Below are 19,932 nucleotides of genomic sequence, written 5' to 3' on the forward strand. Positions count from 1 at the left end.
CGCTCCCGCCGGCGGGAGCTGTCCGGCTCAGCCGGACTGAGGGTGGTCCCCGCACCCCAGCGACAACCCCACCCCCGCTCCCGCCGGCGGGAGCTGTCCGGCTCAGCCGGACTGAGGGTGGTTCAACCCGGCGACGGCCCCGCCCCGCCCCTCAGCCTTCAGCCCAATCCCCTTCCCGTTGTTCCCCCGTGACGGTTTACTGGATACCGACGCAGACGCGTAACCAAACGCTTATAAGAAGGAGTCCCCATGGCCACCACGCAGATCACTTCGGCCGAGTTCGAGAAGACCATCACGGGCAACAAGATCGTGTTCGTCGATTTCTGGGCGACGTGGTGCGGCCCGTGCCGCGCGTTCGGCCCGATCTACGAGGAGGCGAGCGACAAGCCGGAGAACAAGGGCATCGTGTTCGCGAAGGTCGACATCGACCAGAACCAGGATCTGGCGGCCGCCGCGGGCATCCAGGCGGTGCCGACGCTGATGATCGTCAAGGACGGCACGGTCGTGTTCCAGCAGGCGGGCGCCCTGCGCGCCGAGGATCTGGACGATCTGATCGACCAGGCGAAGAAGCTGGACGTGGCGGCTGCGAAGGCCGAATCCGCCCAAGCGTGACGCAACGCGCGTGTCGCGCACGAAAATCGCGCGTAGGCGACCGACGTGGTGACGGGTGGTTCCCCATATGCGGGGAGCCGCCCGTCACGCTATGATATGGGGCAGCGATATGGGGTGTACGCGGTGCCGACGAGCACGGTGCCGACACGGACAAGCAGGGGGTTGAGAGGAACATGGCGCGTATGAACGACACTGCGAACGACAACATGGCGAACGGCACGGACGGGCGCGGCGAGGACGTGCCGAATTTCGGCGATTCGCCCGCCGGATCGCTGCTCGATCCGAAGAGCGCCGGCGACTGGGACATCCCCGAGCTCACGTTCCCGTCGATCGACGAGTCCGCCCGGAACGACCATGACGAGGCGTCCCTGTCGTTCCCGCACGTCCCCGCGCAGGAGGACGCCGCCGCGGCGTCCGACAATCTGACGGACATGCCCGCCGTGCCCGCGCCGCAGGCGACGGCCACGTCCGAGACGACGGTCCTGCCGCCGGTCGGCGCCGGTTCGGGCGCCGACGCGGCCCGGCAGGCGCTCGAATCGGAGGAGACCACGGTCATCGCCCCGAACGCCATCCCCGCCACGCCCGGCACGCTCGGCGCGGTCGCGGACGCCGCTCCGCGCGAGGGCTCCGGCGTGCGCGGCGGCGCGGATGCCGCGACCGCCGCCGCGCAGCCGGAGGTCTCGCCGCGCAAGAAGTTCCTGATCGGGCTCGGCGCGATCGCGGTGATCGCCGCCGTGGCCGGCGTCACCGCGTTCAGCTACATCCAGCGCACCGGCAACGAGGCGCGGTTCAACGCCGCGCTCGACTCGTGCGAGACCGCCGCACACGACGCGGACCAGGCGGACGACGCGCTCGCCGCCGCGCTGAAGAAGGCGAAGTCCGCGCAGGGCATCACCGCCGACCAGCTCGCCGACTCGTCGACGCTCGCGAAGCTGTCCGACGCGATCGACACGGTGCAGACGTCGGACACGACGCGCACGTCCGATGCGACGCAGGCGTGTTCGACGACGCTCACCGCCACCGAACTCGACGCGCGCGCCAAGCGGAACGCGAAGGTCGCGAGCACGCTCACATCCTCCACGAAGACGCTCGAATCGGCCACGAAGGCCGTGACCGACAGCCAGGCGAAGAAGGATGAAGCCGACGCGGCGCAGGTGAAGTCCCAGCTCCAGCAGGCGGTCGCGGACGCGCAGACGCTGCTGACGAACAGCGAGGGCGCGGTCGCGGACGATGCGACGCGCCAGACGCTGCAGGCCGCGGTCGACAAGGCGAACACGCTGCTCAAGGAGAGCAAGCCGAAGGCCTCCGACCTTCAGCAGGCGCTCACCGACATCCAGAACGCCACCGCCGCGGTCAACGAGTCGATGAACGCGTACGCCTCCACGACCACACAGGGCGACACGGGCGCCTCGCAGAGCGCCACCGGCAACGGCTACGGCAACACCGGATACAACTACAACTACGGCTACAGCTACGGCTACGGCAACTACGGCAACACGTACGAGAACACGGGCAACGGCAACACCGGCGGCAACTCGGGGAACTCGGGCAACTCGAACTCCGGCAACACCGGCAGCTCGGGGAACTCCGGCAACTCGGGCGATTCCGGCAACGCGGGCGGCACCGGAGACTCCGGCAACACCGGCGGCTCGAACTCCGGCGGCGCCACCCAGCAGGATTCCCTCCAGTCCTCCACCTCGGAGGAGGCCGAGTAGCCGATTCCGCAGCGCAATGTTCATCGCGCCATCTACACTGGTGGACTAGTGAGTGCCGCGTGCGCTGTACGAACGAACGAGCGGCACGATAACCTTGTTAAGGAGCACTATGGCGAATCATCGCAAGAAGAACCCCACTCTCAAGTCCCTGAGCAGGCGCCAGTGGATGCGGGTCGCGGCCGTCGTCGCGGCGGTGGGCATGCTTGCGGGAGCGGGCGTCGTGTCGAGGAACTTCTACCAGCAGTCGAACCATCACGCCGCCGTCACCGAATTCTCCGCCACCGATTCCAACGCGCTCGGCGTGTCGCGTGGCGGCGCGCGCGGCGACCTGAACGGCGACACCTCCTATGTGACCGTCAAGATCAACGGCAAGTCCCGCACCGTGCTCGGCGACGGCTTCACCGACGTGAAGTCCGTGCTCGAGGCCGGCGACATCGTGCTCGACCCGGACGACACGGTCTCCCCCTCGCTCGACACGAAGGTCACCGAGTCCACGGTCATCACGATCGAACGCGCGGGCGCCACGCTGGAGACCAGCGACAGCGACATCGCGTTCAACACGGTGAAGAAGGAGACCGAGGCGCTGCCGAAGGGCCAGGAGAAGGTCCAGCAGGAAGGCAAGGTCGGCACGATGGAGACGACGAGCCTCGTCACCCGTGCTGGCGGCAAGATCGTCTCCTCGAATGTGTTCGCCTCCTACGTGAAGGAGGCCCCGACCGACAAGATCGTGCTCGTCGGCACCGGTTCCACCTCGTCCTCGTCCAGCTCGTCGTCGAGCTCGTCCAGCTCACTGGGCACCACGGTGCCGGCCTCGGAGATGCAGACGTGGGCGCATGACTGGCTCATCGAGAACGGCTACAGCGAGGCGGACTTCACGGCCGCCGTGTACATCATCAACCACGAGTCCGGCTGGAACCCGCACGCCACGAACGCCTCCTCCGGCGCGTACGGCCTGCCGCAGGCCCTGCCCGGCTCGAAGATGGCCTCCGCGGGCGCCGACTGGGCCGACAACTACCAGACCCAGTTCAAGTGGTTCGTGAGCTACTGCAACGGCCGCTACGGCGGCATCACCGGCGCCTACACCTACTGGCAGACCCATCACAGCTACTGATGCACGGATGAGATGATATGGCAAGCCCCCTTGCACATCGCAAGGGGGCTTGCCATATCATCGAAATCGATGTCGGATCCGCCGTCACAGCGGACCGCGACGCAGACCCTTCCATCCGAACAGCCGCAGCACGCGTCCCACGGCGTGCCGCATCGCCTTCCAGCAACGCCGCAGCGGCCACGTCGCCAGCCACATGCGCCAGTACAGGCGGTACCCGCGGGATTCGTCACACACCACGTGCCGCGATCCCCGGTAGCATTCCGTCAACCGGCCGAGCACCTGCCCGTCGCGCACATGTTCGGTGGCGACGCAGTTGTCGCCGCGGATCGCATACCAGCCGTCGTGCACGCCGATCACGCGGTGCAGCACGTACCGCTCCCCCACACGGTACAACGGCACGTCGCCGACGCGCAGCCGTTCGCCGGGCGCGAGCGGCCGTATGACGATCGTGTCGCGTCGGTTGCGCAGCATCGGCAGCATGCTGACGCCCACGGTGGTGCTCACCAGCATGCCCTCGCGTGCGAGCACGCCTTCGATGTCCGTCGCGACGACGCCGGAATCCGCGCCGGTACCGCCCGCGCCGGCGGCATCACCGTCGGCATCGTCCGCGTCTTTCACCCGCCCGTTACGCACGTTCACTCGGCGAGGAACCCATTGTCGCGCATCTGGCCGATGAACGCGGCCACGTCGTGCGCGGCGGTCGCACGGTCGATGTCGTATTCCGCGGTCACACGGTCGACGATGGCGTTCTCGTCAAGCCCGTCGGTCAGCCCCTGCCAGACGATCTTGCCGGTGCCGTTCACGCGGATCATGCCCTGGAACGTCTTCGACGCCTCCCCCGTGGCGATGATGACGGTCTGTCCCGCCACGTCACGCATGACGAATCCCCGTTTGATGCGCATAACCCCATTCCTTTCCAACGACGCTACAACCCCTCCATTATAAAATCCCCACGTCCCCCTATCCCATGGTGCGGCAAACTCCCCATGGTGCGGTCGCCGAAAACGGCTCCATTCCGGGGTTATGGAGAAAGTGTGTTGCCGCACCATGGGTATGGGGGCAACATAAATCCCCCGGTTCCGTCGGGGAACCGGGGGATTCGGGGCGGCGGTGCGGCCTACGCAGCCACACCGTTATGCGTCAGGCTCGCGTTCAGCGGGCGTTGGTCTTGCGCACGGCGAACATGGCCACGCCGGCGGCGACCATCAGCAGCACGGCGATGCCGTACGGCATGATGCTGGCGCCGGTCTTGGCGACGGTCGCGCCGTTGGAGCCGGTGCCCGCGGCGGCGTTGGAGCCGCTGGTCGGGCAGGTGTTGGCGAAGGAGACCTTCTTGGTCTCCAGCGTGGTCTCGCCGGTGCCGTTGGCGTCCTTGGCGCCGAGGACGGTGATCGTGGCGTCCTTGCAGTTCAGCGTGGTGACCTTGAACAGCTTGGTGTAGTCGCCGTTCGCCTGCTTGGTGAACGTGGTGGCGACCTCGTACCACTGGGTGGTCTTGATGGCGGCCGGGACCACGGAGGTGACCTCGGCATCGTCGTACTGGACGGCGATGAACGGGTAGGCCTCGGCGGTGGCGGCGTCGACGGTCACGGTGATGGTGGCGGCGCCCTCGGTGGTGCCCGGGGTGATGGTCGCGGAGTAGTCGGCGGCCATGGCGGACGGGGCGAAGGCGAACACGGAGAGCAGCATGGTGGCGATGGCGGCCACGATTGCGGAAATCTTCTTCATCTCTTGTTCCTTCCAGTGCGCGGGTACCTGCCGCGCACGCAACACATACAAGTCTTCGATTATGAGTGGCAGAGGGAAAACAGCTTGCATTGAAATATCACATTTCCTCTCCCGCTGTCTGCAACCCTAGCACGGGGGGGGCGACGAAACGGCACCGTTTCAGGTTAACAACGGGGTAACATGGGTTGCGTCGCGCTTATAACGCGTTCCTATCCGTGGATTTCATCGTTCCACATCGTGGAATATGACATCGTTTGCGGCGCATGTCAGCGGTTACATCACGCGCACGCGGAATCGACGGCGGGAAACCGCCGGCGACACGCCGGGAACGCGTCGATCATCAATCACAAGGAGTCCGTATGTCCACCATCACGCCGACGACGCCATCGTCATCGACACCGGCGGCATCGACGCCGCCGTCGGAACCGCCCGCGCCGCCGGCCGTCGCCCGCGCCGCGAACACCGCCGCGGACGACGCCGCGAACGTCATCGACATCGACGCTATCGACGCCGCCGTGCCGCTGACCGCGGTCGAGGCGCCGAAGCGCCGCCGCGGCATGCGCATGAGCCACGAGCACATCCAGCGCATCCGTCGCCGCCACCGCCGCGAGCGTTTCCTGGTCGCGCTCGATCTCGTCCTGCTCATCATCGTCTGTCTCGGCGCGGCGGCCGTGCTGCTCGCGCTCCAGGCGCTGCAGTAGCAGGACCCGCCAGCGCGAGGCGGCGCGCTACCGGATGCGCGGCGTCTCGCGCACGACGGTCTGCCCCGCGACCGTGCCGGGCGCGGTGACGACGGTCGCGCGGATCGTGGCCGTCTGCCCGGGCGCGATGCTCAGCTGCTTGCCGATGACGGTGAGCCCGTCGTGCAGCGCGTACACGTCGCCTTTCGTGCCGGATGCGGAACCGTTCACGACGCCGCCGGTCGCCTCGTACGACGGGATGCCGCCGCCCGCCGGCGCATACAGGTATGTGATGAACTGCACGCTCCCCTTCGTCGCCCCGTTCTCCAGCGTCCCGACCACGTAGCCGGGCAGGGAATCCACCTGCGAGGCGTCGAGCGTGTTGCGCATCGTGATGGTCACCTCGTGCTCCTCGCGCCCGTCCGCGTAGGTGCGCGTCACCTTGTCGGTCACGTCGCGCGACAGGTACCAGTCCATTTTGGAGGCCATCGAATCGTTGTAGTACACGCCGATCACCTGCTTCGGCGCGGCGCCGGCCATGCCGAGGTACGCGCCGGAATCCTTGGTGACGAGCGTGCCGCCGACCGTCGTGCCGGCGAGCAGCTTCTGCTCGTTCTCGTTCGCGCTCCACACGTTGAGGTGCCCGTCGCCGGCCGCGGCGACCGCCTGGGAGGCGAGCTTGGCCGCATCCACGCCGGAGGAATGCAGCAGCTTGTCGAACGCGGCCTTGGAGGCGGCGGAGAAGAACGCGTCCTGGTCGTCGTTGTCGGGCAGGTTGCGGTAGACGTCGCTCAGCAGCGTGGAGACCGTGTTCGTGCCGTCGAGCGTGGCCGCGTATGCCCCCTGCGTAACGCGCACGGAGCCGGCGACGGCGAGCATCCGCTGCAGGAACACGGGGTCGATGGCGATCACGCCGTCGATGCGGTCGCCGTATTTCGTGTTCCACATGGAGGCGGCAAGCTGGCTGGCGCGCGAGAAATCGGGGGTGAAGTTCACGTCCTGCATGAATTCGCCGAGACGGTCGCCATAGATCTGTTTTTCGCCGTCGGTGAGCTCGACGACCGGCTGGTCGAGTTCGCCGAAGCCGGAGGCCGGCACGAAATCGTGCATCTCGACGTGGCCGTCGCTCACGGTCACGAGTCCCAGCGAGCCGGCGATGCCGCCTGTGGCGCGGATCTCCGCGTTGTTCTGCGCGAGCACGAGATAGTTGCGCGTGCCGCCGCCCGTGCCGAGCATGCCGGGCAGCACCTGCGCGGCGCGCGACAGGTCGTCGCTGAGCCGCGCGAACGTGAGGAACTGCTTCCGCGCCGGTTCCAGCCGCCGCTGCAGCGCGCCGAGCGTCACGCCGTCGATGGACTGCAGTTCGCGGTTCGCGCGCTGCACGGCCTGGTTGGCGCGTGCGAGCTTCGGCGCGGCGGTGTCGAGTCCCGGCACGCTGATCGTGCCGTCGGTCACGCCGATCGCGGAGACGTTCACGTCGTCGGCGGCGTCGGCCATGGGCGGCAGCGCGTCGTCGGCGACGGTGTGGAGCGCGTCGACGACGTCGCGGACGGCCTGCACGTCGCCGCCGTAGCGCGGCGCGTGCGCCATCATCGCCCAAATCGGGTTGGAGGTGTGCGCGTAGGCGGCGTCCACGTGCCTGCGTAGTCCGTCGGCGGTGGTCTTGAGTTTCGCGGCGGAGCCGTCCGCGGTCAGGTCGATGCCGCGCACGTCGCTCACTTCGGCGGCGGCGAGACGCACCTCGTTGGCGACGATGGCCGCGGAGATCGCGAGATACGCGCCGATGAGGATGATCGCGGACAGCGCGACGGCGACGATGACGAGCCACGTGTCGCGCAGGATGCGTTTCTCACGATGACGGCGGTACCGTGCGCCATGATGGCCGCCGGTGCCGTCCGGCCCGATTGCGGTTTCGGTCCCGCGCGTGGCGTTCGCGCCGTCCGGTTCGATGCTGAGTTCCTCGATGCCTGTCACGTCGTCCACTGTATCGCGAGCCGTGCCACGCGATTGTCGCACCCGTTCCTACCATGTTCAGCATGCGTATTCTGTTCGTCTGCACGGGCAACGTCTCACGTTCCGCGATGGCGGAGCTGCTGGCGCCCCACTTCTTCTCCGATGATTCGCTCGAATTCGCCTCCGCGGGCACGCGCGGCCTGCACGACCATGCGATCTCGCGGGACGCGGCCGACCTGATGCGCCGCGACCGCATCGACGGGGCGGCGATCGCCGCGTTCCGTTCGCGTCGCATCACGCCGTCCATCGCGTCCGGCGCGGATCTGATCCTGTGCTTCGAGGAGCGTCAGCGCGGCGACATCGTCGTCGAATCGCCGCTTGTGGCGCGTCGCACGTTCCTGATCACCGATTTCGCGAACCTGTGCGAGGCGGCGAAACGCGAAGGCTGGATCGAGGGGGCGAACGTCGAGGAGCGCATCGGCTCGGTTATCGACAATGCGGGGCTGCTGCGCCCGCAGCTGCCCGAGGCGGAGGATGTGGCGGACCCGCAGGGCCGGGGCATGGCCGCGTTCGTGGAGGCGCACAACACGATCGTGCGCCTGTTCAAGCGTCTCGCCGCCGCGCTGGCGTAGACGGCGGGGCACGTGGCTCCGTGCTCCACACGACGGTGCAGGCAAACATGTGTGGCGCACCAACGCTCCACGCAAGCGCGACATAACGGTGGATGCGTGAGTGTGGAGCAATATCGCGCCACACTCACGCGAATACGGGTGCTTTCCGTAGTGTGTGGAGCAATATCGCGCCACACTCCTTAATCGAATCGCTCCAACCATGTTGTGTGGAGCATCCACGCTCCATACAACAATTCCGCTCCACTTTGTGGAGCACACATCCACACGCATACGCCATCCGCACTCCACACCGCACGCTCCCAACCCAACACCCCCCACGCTCGCGGCATGGCGTGGGACCATAAATCCCGCGATTCGCTTCACGAATTGGTCGGATCACGAAGACAGTCGGCTTGCTTATGCGGATGCTCAACCGGCAAACAATACACTTCCAATACATATGCGAATTACGCAATATAATTCATCCAATAATTGCGTTATAATGACGATTGACAATTCAAATTATTATCGACCGTCAATTAGTCGTGTTGAGGAGGATATTATGGCATCCGTTCTGCAGGGTTTTGAGGAAGTCCGGCTGGTCAAGCCGGTCGGCAAGATCACGATGACCGTGACCGCGAACGCGGTGCGGTTCAACAAGGCCACCGCCCAGGTGCTCGGCTTCCCCGCGTACGTGAAGGTGCTCGTCAACGAGAAGACCCGTCAGGTGGCGATCGTCCCCACCACCGCCAAGGCGGACAACGCGGTGAAGTTCAGCAAGCCGGAAGGCAAGCAGACCACGTCCGTGAGTGTGAAGGACGCCGCCCCGCTCGCCGCGGTCTCCGCGTTCTTCGAACTGCCCGAGGCTCCGGAGGGCGAGGTCGCCTACCAGCAGGTGACCGGCTCGTTCTACGCGGACGACAAGGCCGCCGTCTTCGACGCCGCCTCCGCCGTCGCCGGCACGATGAAGCGCCGCGGCCGCAAGAAGGCCGCCTGAATCCGGGGCACCCGCACGCTCCGACTCCGCCACGGTTCGGTCCGGGGTTGTGACGCCCCACCTCGGTCTCATCACGGTTCGCTCCTTGGCTCGCCACGGTTTCCGTCGCAAACCAAGGAGCGAACCGTATCAGCGAAGGAGCGATTCGTCTTGTAGATCGGTTATCTCAACGCCCAAATCGCAAATATATTGCCACGGCGGTCGGGATCGAGACAACGTATTCGTTCGAATCCGAAATCATGGAACAGCCGGGCGCTCCGCTCGTTACGGATATCGACATACGCCATGAATTTCGCCTGCAGCCCGTTGCCGGCGGCTTTCCGGGCGACGGCACAATACGTTGCGATCTCCCCGTCGTCAGCAATGCCCACACGGATCCAATTATCGGAACTCAGATACAGAGCGCTGTGACGAACCAGACGTTGCACGAGCAGCTCCCATGGATACGGGTGCAACGATTCGCCCTTGACCCATATTCCATCGACTTCGCGATTCCGCGGCACCGGAACCGTGCAGGTAAATAGGGGGAAGAGCCGTTCATCACCCTTGCGCACGAAACGGAAATCGATGAGTGAACTACCACTGGACATGGTGATTATCCCGGAATCAGGCGTACAACAGACGAGTCGAGTCCTCCAAAGACTCCCCGTCCTGCGATTGCAGGTATTCCATCACATCCTGAGGAAGCGGCATATCACACATACGGAGATACTCATGTTCTGGAGAATCCTCCTCAACCGCGTACAGTCCGGTCAATGATGCCATCTTTCCTCCTTTCGTTGTTCCGGCACCAGTTTATCGCGATGCTCCGCCGCGACCAAATATTCACGCCACAACCACAACGGGGCACCGACTCTGCCTGGTCCGGTCCCATCACGGTTCACTCCGGGGGAACGAGCCGCCCCGGCAACGCATCGCCCCCTGTCCCGATGAGGGAACAGGGGGCGATCGGGGGAAACGGTGGTGATCCGCTACCTGCGGGCTTCGCTATCTGCGAGCCCCGCTACTTGCGGGCGCGTTTGCCGGCCTTCTTGCGGCCCTTCTTCTTGCCGTCGTCGTCGCCGTAGCCGTACTCGCCGTAGTGGTAGTACGAACCGTAGTAGTAGTACGTGCCGTAGCCGCCGTTCTTCTGCTGGTCGGCGAGGTTGAACACGAAGCCGAGAATCGGCACGTCAAGCTCGTCGAGTTCGGTGACGGTGCCGCGCAGGGCGCGCTTGAACGTGACGCCCTTGCCGGAGACGAGCACCACGCCGTTGCCCTGCTGGCCGAACACGGCGGCGTCGTTGGCGACGCTCATCGGCGAGGTATCGATGATCACGTAGTCGTACTGCTGCACGGCCTGCTTGACGAGGTTGTGCATGATCGTGGAGTTGAGCAGCACGGACGCGTTCTGGATGCGCGGACCGGCGGGCATGATGTGCAGGTTCGGCTTCCAGTAGCGCTGGACCACGTCCTTGACGGTCGCCTGGTTGGAGAGCACGTGCGCGAGACCCACGTTGCCTTCGATGTCGAGTCGCTTCGCGATGGACGGGTGGCGCAGGTCGGCGTCGATGAGCAGCACGGCGGCGCCGTTCTCAGCGAGCGTGGCGGCGAGGTTGCAGGAGACGGTGGTCTTGCCTTCGGACGGCATGGACGAGGTGACGACGATGAGGCGGCCCTTGTCGCCGTCCTTGGACGTGGTGAACGACAGGTTGGTGCGGATGCGGCGGAATTCCTCGGCGATGGAGCCGTCCGGCTTGATCACGACGATCGGCTTCGTGTCGTCGAGCGACTCGTCCTTGGGGATGATGCCGACGACGGTCGCGTTCTGGGCGATGGCCTGCAGATCGGAGATGTCCTGGACGCGGCGGGACAGCAGGTCGCGCAGCACGGCGGCGACGAACGCGAGGACGAGGCCGATGAGCGCGCCGGCGATGAGGTTGAGCGCGACGTTCGGCGAGCTCTGCGATCCGGGAGTCTGCGCCTTCTGCACGACGGACAGTTTGACGATGGACTTCTCGCCGGAGGAGTACAGCTCGGAGGCGACCACGTCGGACAGGGATTTGGCGACGTTGTTGGCGAGGTCGGCGGCCTGCTGCGGGTCGGGGCTCATGACGGACACGTTGAGCATGTACGTGCCATCGGGGTTCGTGGCAGTCACCATGCCGGCGAGGCCGTTGACGGTGAGGCCGCCGCCCTGCTCCTCGACCACGGGCTGCAGCACGGCGCTGGTCTTCACGAGGTTCGGGTAGCTGGTCAGCTGGCTGGCGATGTACGTGCCGGCGGTGGACTGCACGCCCACGTTGTTGTAGCTCGAATCGGCGGCCACGCTGTTGTAGCTGGCGAACATCTGCGCGGTGGCCGTGTACTGCTTGGTGCGGGTGAACGTGAATCCGGCGGCCGCGCCGACCACGATGATGAACACGATGACGGCGGTGAGCCAGTGCTTGCCGACCATGCGCAGCATGTCCACGATGGTCAGGCCGGAATCCTGATTGTCGGTTTCGGCGCGTCCGCCGATGACGGCGACGGCGGGCGTCTGCTCCACGATCTTCACGTCCTGTTCGGGGGTTTCCGATGCCAACGGTCTCTCCTACTTCTCTCTTGTGCTTCCGTACGGTCAGTCATGTCCGAGGACACCCGTATGGGTTCGCGTCGAATCCGCGTGAATCTTCTTGGCAGTATAACCGCAGGGGCTAACCGTTCCGGCATCGCTTCCGTGGAACGACACCAGTTCCGTCACATTTGCGGTCTTCCGTACCGTGCGGTCAATGCGGTGGGGCATGATGGGCGCGTATGTCATCCGACGATTGGGGGATTCGAACGTTCATGCGCAGGCTCGGCATCATCGACCGTTCCGATCTCGTGTTCTATGCGGCGATCGCCCTGCTGCCGGTGGACGGTCTGCGCGTGGGGTTGTCGATGCCGTTCTGGAATCCCGTCTCGCCGGTGCTGTTCGCCGCGTATGTCGTGCTGAACGCCAGGATGCTGCCGCGCGTGATGCGCGTCTACCGGTTCTGGATGTGGTTTCCCGTCGTACTGCTCGCGATGAGCGTGTTCGGATGGGCGACGGTGGCGTTCCATCCGCTGCGGGCGTTGGTCTCGTTCGTCGCCGTCATGCTGGGATTGGCGTGCCTCGCCTCGTTGGACATCGCGCTCCGGATCAAGCGGCTGCCCGTCACCTCGGTCGTGACCGTGCTGGTGGTCGCGTATTGGTGCGCGTTCGCGGTCGGCGTGCTTGAGTTCGTGTCGATCAAGGCGCATCTGAACACGCTCCACACGTGGTTCATGCGGATGATGCAGCGCAATTACGTGGCGGCCCGTCCGCAGTTCCTGTTTGCGGAACCCTCCTATATCGGCATGCATCTGTTCGGCGTGCTGCTGCCCGCGTATTGGCTGACCCGCGACCGCAGGATCGCCGTGCTGGTGCCGTGTTTCGCGTTCGGCGCGGTGGCGATGGGCGCGGGGTCGCGCATCGTCGTCGATACGCTGGTGGCGGCTGTGGCGTGCTTGGTCGCGTTGGCGCCGTGGCGGCGTTTCCGGCGTGCGACGCTGTGGCGTGGCGCGATCGCCGCCGTGTGCGTGTTCGTGGTCGCGACGATTCTCGCCGTGGCGACGAATCCGCGATTGTTCGCGATCTGGCGACGGGGATTGTGGAACGGGGATGCGTCGATGTCGGCGCGGCTGTTCCGTTCCCTCTCCCCCATGCTCGCCGGTTTCGACGATCCGGCGCACCTGTTGTTCGGCTTCGGCGCGGGCAATCTGGGCGAGGCGATGCGGCGGGGATTCCCGCACGCGTCCGCATGGGTGGTGGAACGGCATGGCTCGATGACGGCGGAGATGAGCGGCCTCGCGCATGTGGCCGATTCCTCCGCGTTCTCGATGAACGCCTATGTGTCGATCGTCGCGGAGTTCGGTCTGTTTGTGCTCGTCGCGCTGGTCGTCGCGTTGCTGTGGCAGGTCACACGCAACCGGCGATGGGATGCCGTCACCGTGGCATGGCTGCTGCTGCTCGCCTACCTGTACTGTCAGTATGAGGCATACGCTTTCTACGCCTTCTGGCTGTTCATCTGGGCGACTGGACAGGCGATGTCACCAACGTCACCATTGGTCGCGGATGATTGCGATCCGCTGCGTCATCGCCCTGCAGATCGCGTCGATGACGGCTGGAGATAGTCGCGCGTTCGTGGCGAGCTGGTCCCGGATGAGATCCGGCACCGCGTCCAGCGCGGTCAGATCGTACCGATCCCGATCCCGAATCGACGCCAGCTGTCGGTATGCGTTGGGCCGGTCACCCCAATCGTCGACCCAGAACGGTTTCGCGACATAATCGTCGTTCGACATCGACTCCGGCTCCATGCCGTTCCAGAGGCTGTCGCCGCTGTCGAAGATGGGGGCGTGTCGTATCGCGAACGTCTCGACGTCGCGGATGAGACCGAAATTGTTGTAATGGCGGTCGGTGTTGCGCAACAGAAAATCAAGGAACAGGAAATCGTCGGTGGCATGCTCTTCGGTCTCACGTGGCATGCCGAGTCGTTCGCACGCGTCGAGCCAGATATCCTTCCGCTCGTCGTTGCGGCCTTCGCGGAAGATGTTCCTGATCTGGCCGCCGGCGATCAGTTCTTCGCTGTCGGAGAGCATTTCGTCGCAGACGGATACGCGCTTGCCTTCCGCTCGTCCGACGCGGTATTCGATGTGGTCGATGCCCAGCAGCGACGCCACCTCGTAGGCGATGCGTTCGTTGTCCGGCTCCTGTCCGGTACGTCCCGCCTTGACCAGACGCCTGACGCCGTCGTCGCCGATGATCCATCGTTTCGGCAGGTCGCCGGCACTGGTGATGTCCGGCGTGTTCACGTCGCCGATGCGTGACGAATGACCGAGGAACAGGGCCCTGCCAAGCCGTTCGTCGAAATCGTTGTGGAAGAAGTTCACGTTCGGCCATGCAAGATCGTCGCGTCCGGCGGGCCGCACCCAGTACTGGTCGGACAGGCTCAGTCCCATCGAACGGTCCAGCATGTCGCCCGTGGGCTCGATGCCGCCGGCGGCCAGAAGAGAACGGAGACCGTCGCGCGTCACGGGGATGCCGCGGCCACGCCACCACGAGGTGATCGATTCACCGTCCGGCTTCGGTTTCCCATCGACGTACATGCCCAAGGGGATGCGCCGCTCGTCGAACACCTCCACCGTGCGCAGCGCATAGCCGCCGGTCTCGAAATACTCGTATTCCAGAACCGGATGGTCGCGGCACATCAGCACCCGATACCTGTCCGCCATGGCGCACCTCCATTCGTCACGAATACGATTTCATCCTAGCGAACCAGGTACGATTCGTTCCGACACCGCGAAATCAGCCCTTCTCATATGATGTAAAAGCGGAATCGACACAAGAGAAGAAGGTCACGATATGCCCGCTGCCCGTCATAAAGATGTATCAACAGGTTCACCGTCATCCTCCCGGACATGGTATCCGTGGCTTGATTCGGCGAAAGGTTTCGGCATCATCCTCGTGGTGCTGGGTCATGCCTCGCTCGTCATGCCGTTGAACCGTACGCTGTACGCGTTCCACATGCCGTTGTTCTTCATCATCTCCGGTCTGCTGTTCAAAGAACACCCGCTACGCGATACGGCGACGCGCAAAGCCCGACGGCTTCTGGTCCCCTACCTCACGTTCGCGGTGCTGACCTTCGCCTATTGGGCGTTGATCGAACGCCGTCTGCGCCCCGGCAACTACTCCGTTGTCGACGCGTTCCTCAATATCTTTCTCGCCCGCGGCGGCACTCAATACAATCCGTATAACGTGGTGCTGTGGTTCCTGCCGTGCCTGTTCGTGACTGAGATGCTGTTCGCTGTCATCTACGCCCTCCTCAAACACGTCGCGAAGACCGGCGTGCCGCTCAGCGTCATGGTCGCGGTGTCCGGAGTGCTGATGTTCATCGCCGGCTATGGCATGACGCGTTTCGTGAACGCCACATTCCGCCTGCCGTTCGCGCTTGACATCGTACCGTTCGCCTACGGTTGCTTCGCCATCGGATATCTCGCGAAACCATTGCTGCCGTTTCTTGGCAACCTCCGAAAACTGGACACCCCCCCCCGATTGGCTTTATGTCTTCCGGCCGCGCTTCTGTTCGGAGCTGTCGCCTCGCTGACGCTGTGGACAGGATTGCGCATCGACCTGAACAATGCCGTGGTATCCAACGTGGCACTGCTGGCGGTCACCGCCGTTATCGGAACCACGGCCACCTTCCTGCTCTGCATCGCGTTGGATGACAGGATTCTGCGCTATCTCGGCTCCGCCTCGTTGACCATCATGTGCGTGCACGATCCGATCAAGCGCATCGTCATCGTCCTTGTTTCGAAAATCCTGCACGTGTCGTCCGAGACGGCAAGAACGAACGGCCTCATGCTGGCATTAATCGTCGGCATCACCATAATCATCGCCCTGATTGCACATGAGATTATCCGCAGACTATTGCCAGAGGCATTGGGGATGTCGAGAAGGCGTTCCTGATTCTGAAGAGCGGAGCCCCGTGCACTGCGCTCAATCCAGAATACATGCCGCAACGTATGATAATGCGTGATTTATGAGAGAACACGCATCGGGCTCCAGAACCGTCAGGAGAGCAGACTCATGTTAGATGCACTGTATGTCTTCGTCACCATGGCGATTCCCAAAGCCGGAGTGCAGCTGGGAGGCATCCCGCTTACGCTCAACATCCTGTTGTCAGCGCTCGTGGTATTGAAGAATCCGAACGAGACCATCGGATTCATCCAGAAGATCCGCGGTTTCAACGTGGCGTATTGGACGTTGCTCGCCTTCGGCATGGTGACGTTCGTATTGGGATTGACGGACGGCACGAAACCGTTCGATCTTGCACAGACGCTTATCGTGCTCGCCTCCCCGCTCGTCGGCGTGGCCGCCTTGCGGCTCAAGCCGGAGACCTTGACCCGAATCGTCATCGTGGCCACCATCATCGTCAACGTCTACGGCCTCATCCAATTCGTCGGAGGTGTGGAGAAGACCTCGGTGGAGGGCCTTACCTACACATACGGTCAGTCGTTGCTCGATAAGCCGATCGGCATGTCCACCACGACGGACACAGCCGACACCAAGATCATCTCGACGTTCCAGAATGGCAACTCGTACGGCATCTTCAACGTGTTGGCGTTCTCGTTCCTCATGTCGCGGCTGCCGGTGTCTGGTGGATGGGGGGCTCTGCGCATGGTCGCGACCATCTCCTCGGTGGTGGGCGTCATGATCTGCGGCTCCCGTTCCAGCGTCATCCCCTTCGCGATCATGTGCGTCTTCATGGTCATCTCGTTCCTCAATCAGCTGCCGCCGAGGAAGCGTCAGAATATTCTGGTTCTGATCGCCGTCATCTGCATCGTGGGCGTCGTCGCGCTGGTCGCGCAGGGAACGATACTCGAACAATTCTGGGAGAGGAACGTCGTACACACCACACAGGACACGACGGCGGCCGGCCGAACGGACCAGTGGGCCAACAGCTTCAGAATCATCGGCCAATTGAGTGCGTTGCCGTTGCTTCGCTTGTTCTTCTTCGGAAAATCAGCTGGCATGAACCTCATCGGCGAAGGACTGCCTGAATTCTTCTTCAACTTCGGCATCATCGGCACCGTCGCCTTCTATGGCGGTCTGCTCTGTCTGGTCCGATACTGCTGGAAGCTTGCCCACGGGCGCACCATCGCCATGGGCATCCTATGCGTGACAGCCGCCTTCTGCATGGACAGGACCTACCATTTCCCGCCGAACCTGATGATGATATCTCTCTTCGCCGCCGCGGCAATCGTGATTTCCACCGAAAGCAACCGCACGATAATCAGGGCATAGCGTAGGTGCGCAGCATCATGCTGCGCACCTACGCCACTGTGCTACCTCTTCACCACTTGCTGATAGAATCTTTCGATTCCGGCGACAAGAGAATGAGGCGCAACCTTCTTGAGGATTTTCTTGATGCCTCTGCGGAGTCTCTTTTTAAGCGACATGCTCACCCTGTTGTATCGCCTGACTATAGGGTTCATATGCTTGTTGAACACCGAGAAATCATTTTGCGATACGGCCTTGCGGAAAGCGACGAAGCTCTCATTCTTAAGAATGGTACGGAATGCGTATATCTCTTGACGCTGTTCGCTGATTCCCTCCAAAGAAGGCTTCACACGTTTCGTAGGCGTCCACTCACCACGTTCACGATGCACGTGCAGCCGATACGACAGTCCTTGACGCCGATGCCTGAATCCACCTGCCTGTGATTGATAGACCTCATCAGCAGTCGCCTCATGCAATACAAGCTCATCTCGATGACGCATCAGCAAATCACGGACGTCTTGATTCCGAATGACGATGACGTTGCATCCCGCTCCATCAGATACGTACTTCGGAATCCACGCGTCGCCGAATGTCACGTCAGCCGTTTCCGCAAGAACATCGTCGCAATAGTCGCAGGCGTTGTATTTAAAATAGCCCAACCCCCAGTTGGTCGTTGAAAGATCAGCCGTGCGCTTGATCACGGGGGCGGCATTATCGGTGCGCTCGACTTCGACCGCATAATCCGAAGCGGGACCATCCGGAAGCTTATGCCTGAAGTCAACTCGAGCAATACGGTCCAGCGGAACTCCAGACTCCCATGCCTCGGCCTTTGCAAAGAAATCCGACTTCAGATGACCGCATACCAGCCCGATACAGTACTTGATACGCTCCTGAAGTACGGAATCCTCTCTGCAAAGCAATCGCACGGCTTTTACAAAACAAGGAATACCGATGAACAGAAAACGCTCATCATGCGTGCGAACATATTTGAGCGCCTCACTCATTTCGACAGGATAATATTTGGACTTCGCACCGCTATTGAGCTCTTCAACGGTATGTGAAACCTGAATGGTATACATATGCTCGGGATCAGGACCATCCTTCGCATGGACGACGGCATCCACAAGACCTTCTTCAAGCATCTTCGCGGCCAACCAGCTAATCATGCCACCTGAACTACCACGCGCACGCCAACCATCGACTTTCGCGTATCCGACATATGTATCCAGATAATAGCCGAGATATTTATTATGCGATACCCCTTCCTGAGCACCAAACAGTTCTTTACCTATTTGATCCTCGCTGATTGTCCCGGCAAACGGACAAACCCGCGCGGCCGCCTGCCAGTCATTGACCTGGCCAACGACAGAGGCCTGATAGCATCCATCCATATTCCGTACGATGCGGAAGGCAGGATCAAGAAACGCACATGATCCGCATCCAATGTAATACGATGCAATGCCTCCTATCGCATCTTTATCAGGAGATGCAATAACTTTTTCAATGACATGCGATTCACTCATTACAGTCACCTCTCATACTTCAATTACACTAATTAAAATGTATCGATTCGACAATGAAACCGAGTAGGGAATTCAGTCCTTGACACCAACTTGGCTCAAGGCATTCCGAAGCCATTGACCCGACTCCTTACGGCGAACCTGAAGAAGATGGTTCACTCGTTCATAGTCAATAGAGGACAACTGCGAATCCGAATCCATCATATTGTCAAGCTCGAACAACCGGAACAAAGTCTGCATACGGGAATTCATATTCCCGGACGCAGATACGCCCGCACGATTAAAGACCTTGAACTGTTTTCCGAAAAGGATGGAGAAGCAGCAGGCATGATACGAATCGGTAAACACATATCGCGCTTTAGAGAAAAGCTCGACAAACTCTCGGGGACCCGCCACATAGGTTTCAGGATCATCGACATCAAGCATGCGACGAATCCGGCATCCATACTCACGAGCGTAATTTTGAATGGTGTTTTCCTGCTCCGAAGAAGGCTTTCCCAAGAAATAGGTCAAAACGTACTGCTCATCAGCTGGAACGAAGTCGCCTGGAATAATCGATCTCCAATCATCCGCACTGACCATAAGCGTCGGATCGAGCACGACTTCGGAATCCCTTCCGGAAAGCAGGGAAACCAATTCCTTTCCCTGATCCTCACGAACGGAAATGGATGTGATTCGAGGCAGATACTCCGCGAAAATCGCACGAGACGTATCCTCCACCTGCGACACTCCGAAACTGGCGGCATATGAAATTATGCGACCTTCAGGAAAATAGCTTCCGAGACGAAGCTTGAGCATGTCATCATTTACCCAACGATCATTCCACACCTGATCCGAGCCTATGACGAAAACATCATCATCACTTGGCTTATGAGAGAGTCCACGAGAGATTGATAGGGCAAGTTGCGAATCATCCACGAAACGTTTGGTGAAGTCGATAAAAGAACGATCACGCTGCAGATTGATATTGAAATGTTTGCTGAGAATGAAGGACAAGTACTTCTTCAACGGTCGCATTGTCTTCTTGAGAGCAAAAGACAGAGCGGAAGACTCCTGACCGAAAGCATTAATCGTACTTACGTTGGCATACTGCTGAAGCACCTTCTGCAGTGCATAGTTTTGCAGCCGGTTACCGTAATTACCGTTATCGTTAATTGTAAGAATCCATATTTTCTGCCTATTATTCATTTCAACGACTCCATAA

19 protein-coding genes are annotated in these 19,932 nt (G+C 62.1%); 9 read left to right on the plus strand and 10 right to left on the minus strand.

The annotated features are described in order from the left end of the window. Positions 1–249 precede the first annotated feature (249 nt). From trxA to Uis4E_RS07060, 3 genes are all read left to right on the plus strand, one after another. Positions 250–612, plus strand: coding sequence for a thioredoxin (trxA, locus tag Uis4E_RS07050; protein ID WP_101622497.1), 363 nt, complete (start codon positions 250–252; stop codon positions 610–612). A gap of 182 nt (positions 613–794) precedes the next feature. Continuing rightward, positions 795–2,327, plus strand: a complete 1,533-nt coding sequence (locus tag Uis4E_RS11895) for an FIVAR domain-containing protein (protein ID WP_101622498.1) — start codon at positions 795–797, stop codon at positions 2,325–2,327. A gap of 109 nt (positions 2,328–2,436) precedes the next feature. Next, complete coding sequence (locus Uis4E_RS07060; RefSeq protein WP_101622499.1) at positions 2,437–3,438, plus strand: aggregation-promoting factor C-terminal-like domain-containing protein; 1,002 nt, start codon at positions 2,437–2,439, stop codon at positions 3,436–3,438. Positions 3,439–3,522: 84 nt separating this feature from the next. Here Uis4E_RS07060 and Uis4E_RS07065 read toward each other — a convergent pair whose 3' ends face one another. The 3 genes from Uis4E_RS07065 to Uis4E_RS11900 form a co-directional block, all read right to left on the minus strand. Beyond that, complete coding sequence (locus tag Uis4E_RS07065; RefSeq protein WP_207764558.1) at positions 3,523–4,056, minus strand: S24/S26 family peptidase; 534 nt, start codon at positions 4,054–4,056, stop codon at positions 3,523–3,525. A gap of 17 nt (positions 4,057–4,073) precedes the next feature. Continuing rightward, complete coding sequence (locus Uis4E_RS07070) at positions 4,074–4,340, minus strand: PqqD family protein (protein WP_101622500.1); 267 nt, start codon at positions 4,338–4,340, stop codon at positions 4,074–4,076. A 250-nt stretch (positions 4,341–4,590) separates the two neighbouring features. Further along, positions 4,591–5,166, minus strand: a complete 576-nt coding sequence (locus Uis4E_RS11900) for a hypothetical protein (RefSeq protein WP_165784899.1) — start codon at positions 5,164–5,166, stop codon at positions 4,591–4,593. 359 nt (positions 5,167–5,525) lie between these two features. On the opposite strand from Uis4E_RS11900, the gene Uis4E_RS07080 reads away from it, so the two are divergent. Beyond that, positions 5,526–5,867 (plus strand): hypothetical protein, encoded by a 342-nt coding sequence (locus Uis4E_RS07080; RefSeq protein WP_101622501.1) that lies wholly within the window; start codon positions 5,526–5,528, stop codon positions 5,865–5,867. 27 nt (positions 5,868–5,894) lie between these two features. Here the strand turns inward: Uis4E_RS07080 and Uis4E_RS07085 are convergent, their stop codons facing one another. Beyond that, positions 5,895–7,820 (minus strand): DUF4012 domain-containing protein, encoded by a 1,926-nt coding sequence (locus Uis4E_RS07085; protein ID WP_133125417.1) that lies wholly within the window; start codon positions 7,818–7,820, stop codon positions 5,895–5,897. 62 nt (positions 7,821–7,882) lie between these two features. On the opposite strand from Uis4E_RS07085, the gene Uis4E_RS07090 reads away from it, so the two are divergent. Continuing rightward, complete coding sequence (locus Uis4E_RS07090; protein WP_165784900.1) at positions 7,883–8,431, plus strand: arsenate reductase/protein-tyrosine-phosphatase family protein; 549 nt, start codon at positions 7,883–7,885, stop codon at positions 8,429–8,431. Between the two features lie 541 nt (positions 8,432–8,972). Next, positions 8,973–9,407: a hypothetical protein gene (locus Uis4E_RS07095; RefSeq protein ID WP_101622504.1), complete on the plus strand. Its 435-nt coding sequence runs from the start codon at positions 8,973–8,975 to the stop codon at positions 9,405–9,407. A 161-nt stretch (positions 9,408–9,568) separates the two neighbouring features. On the opposite strand, the gene Uis4E_RS07100 is transcribed toward Uis4E_RS07095, so the two are convergent. From Uis4E_RS07100 to Uis4E_RS07105, 3 genes are all read right to left on the minus strand, one after another. Beyond that, positions 9,569–9,997, minus strand: coding sequence for a hypothetical protein (locus tag Uis4E_RS07100; RefSeq protein ID WP_133125418.1), 429 nt, complete (start codon positions 9,995–9,997; stop codon positions 9,569–9,571). 16 nt (positions 9,998–10,013) lie between these two features. Beyond that, a complete protein-coding gene (locus Uis4E_RS11905; RefSeq protein ID WP_165784901.1) occupies positions 10,014–10,172 on the minus strand; it encodes a hypothetical protein in 159 nt (52 codons plus the stop codon). A gap of 238 nt (positions 10,173–10,410) precedes the next feature. Then, the gene (locus Uis4E_RS07105; protein WP_423734930.1) at positions 10,411–11,868 is read right to left on the minus strand and encodes a tyrosine-protein kinase domain-containing protein; all 1,458 of its coding nucleotides are present in this window, start codon (positions 11,866–11,868) and stop codon (positions 10,411–10,413) included. Positions 11,869–12,182: 314 nt separating this feature from the next. Between Uis4E_RS07105 and Uis4E_RS07110 the strand changes: the two genes are divergently transcribed. Further along, entirely contained in the window at positions 12,183–13,562 is a 1,380-nt protein-coding gene (locus tag Uis4E_RS07110; RefSeq protein ID WP_133125419.1) for a hypothetical protein, read from the plus strand. Here the strand turns inward: Uis4E_RS07110 and Uis4E_RS07115 are convergent. Further along, the gene (locus Uis4E_RS07115) at positions 13,488–14,660 is read right to left on the minus strand and encodes a hypothetical protein (RefSeq protein ID WP_101622507.1); all 1,173 of its coding nucleotides are present in this window, start codon (positions 14,658–14,660) and stop codon (positions 13,488–13,490) included. The two genes, Uis4E_RS07110 and Uis4E_RS07115, sit on opposite strands and share 75 nt — an antisense overlap. Before the next feature lie 130 nt (positions 14,661–14,790). Here Uis4E_RS07115 and Uis4E_RS07120 point away from each other — a divergent pair, with 130 nt between their 5' ends. Beyond that, positions 14,791–15,894 carry an acyltransferase family protein gene (locus Uis4E_RS07120; RefSeq protein WP_101622508.1) on the plus strand — a complete coding sequence of 368 codons (1,104 nt, stop codon included), beginning with the start codon at positions 14,791–14,793 and terminating at the stop codon, positions 15,892–15,894. A 120-nt stretch (positions 15,895–16,014) separates the two neighbouring features. Next, a complete protein-coding gene (locus Uis4E_RS07125) occupies positions 16,015–17,232 on the plus strand; it encodes an O-antigen ligase family protein (RefSeq protein WP_101622509.1) in 1,218 nt (405 codons plus the stop codon). Between the two features lie 41 nt (positions 17,233–17,273). On the opposite strand, the gene Uis4E_RS07130 is transcribed toward Uis4E_RS07125, so the two are convergent. Together Uis4E_RS07130 and Uis4E_RS07135 are read right to left on the minus strand one after the other, a co-directional pair. Then, positions 17,274–18,731: a Coenzyme F420 hydrogenase/dehydrogenase, beta subunit C-terminal domain gene (locus tag Uis4E_RS07130; RefSeq protein ID WP_101622510.1), complete on the minus strand. Its 1,458-nt coding sequence runs from the start codon at positions 18,729–18,731 to the stop codon at positions 17,274–17,276. Positions 18,732–18,803: 72 nt separating this feature from the next. After that, positions 18,804–19,916, minus strand: a complete 1,113-nt coding sequence (locus Uis4E_RS07135; RefSeq protein WP_101622511.1) for a polysaccharide pyruvyl transferase family protein — start codon at positions 19,914–19,916, stop codon at positions 18,804–18,806. Positions 19,917–19,932: the final 16 nt, after the last annotated feature.

Source organism: Bifidobacterium parmae (genome assembly GCF_002860365.1).
Taxonomy (GTDB): Bacteria; Actinomycetota; Actinomycetes; order Actinomycetales; family Bifidobacteriaceae; genus Bifidobacterium; species Bifidobacterium parmae.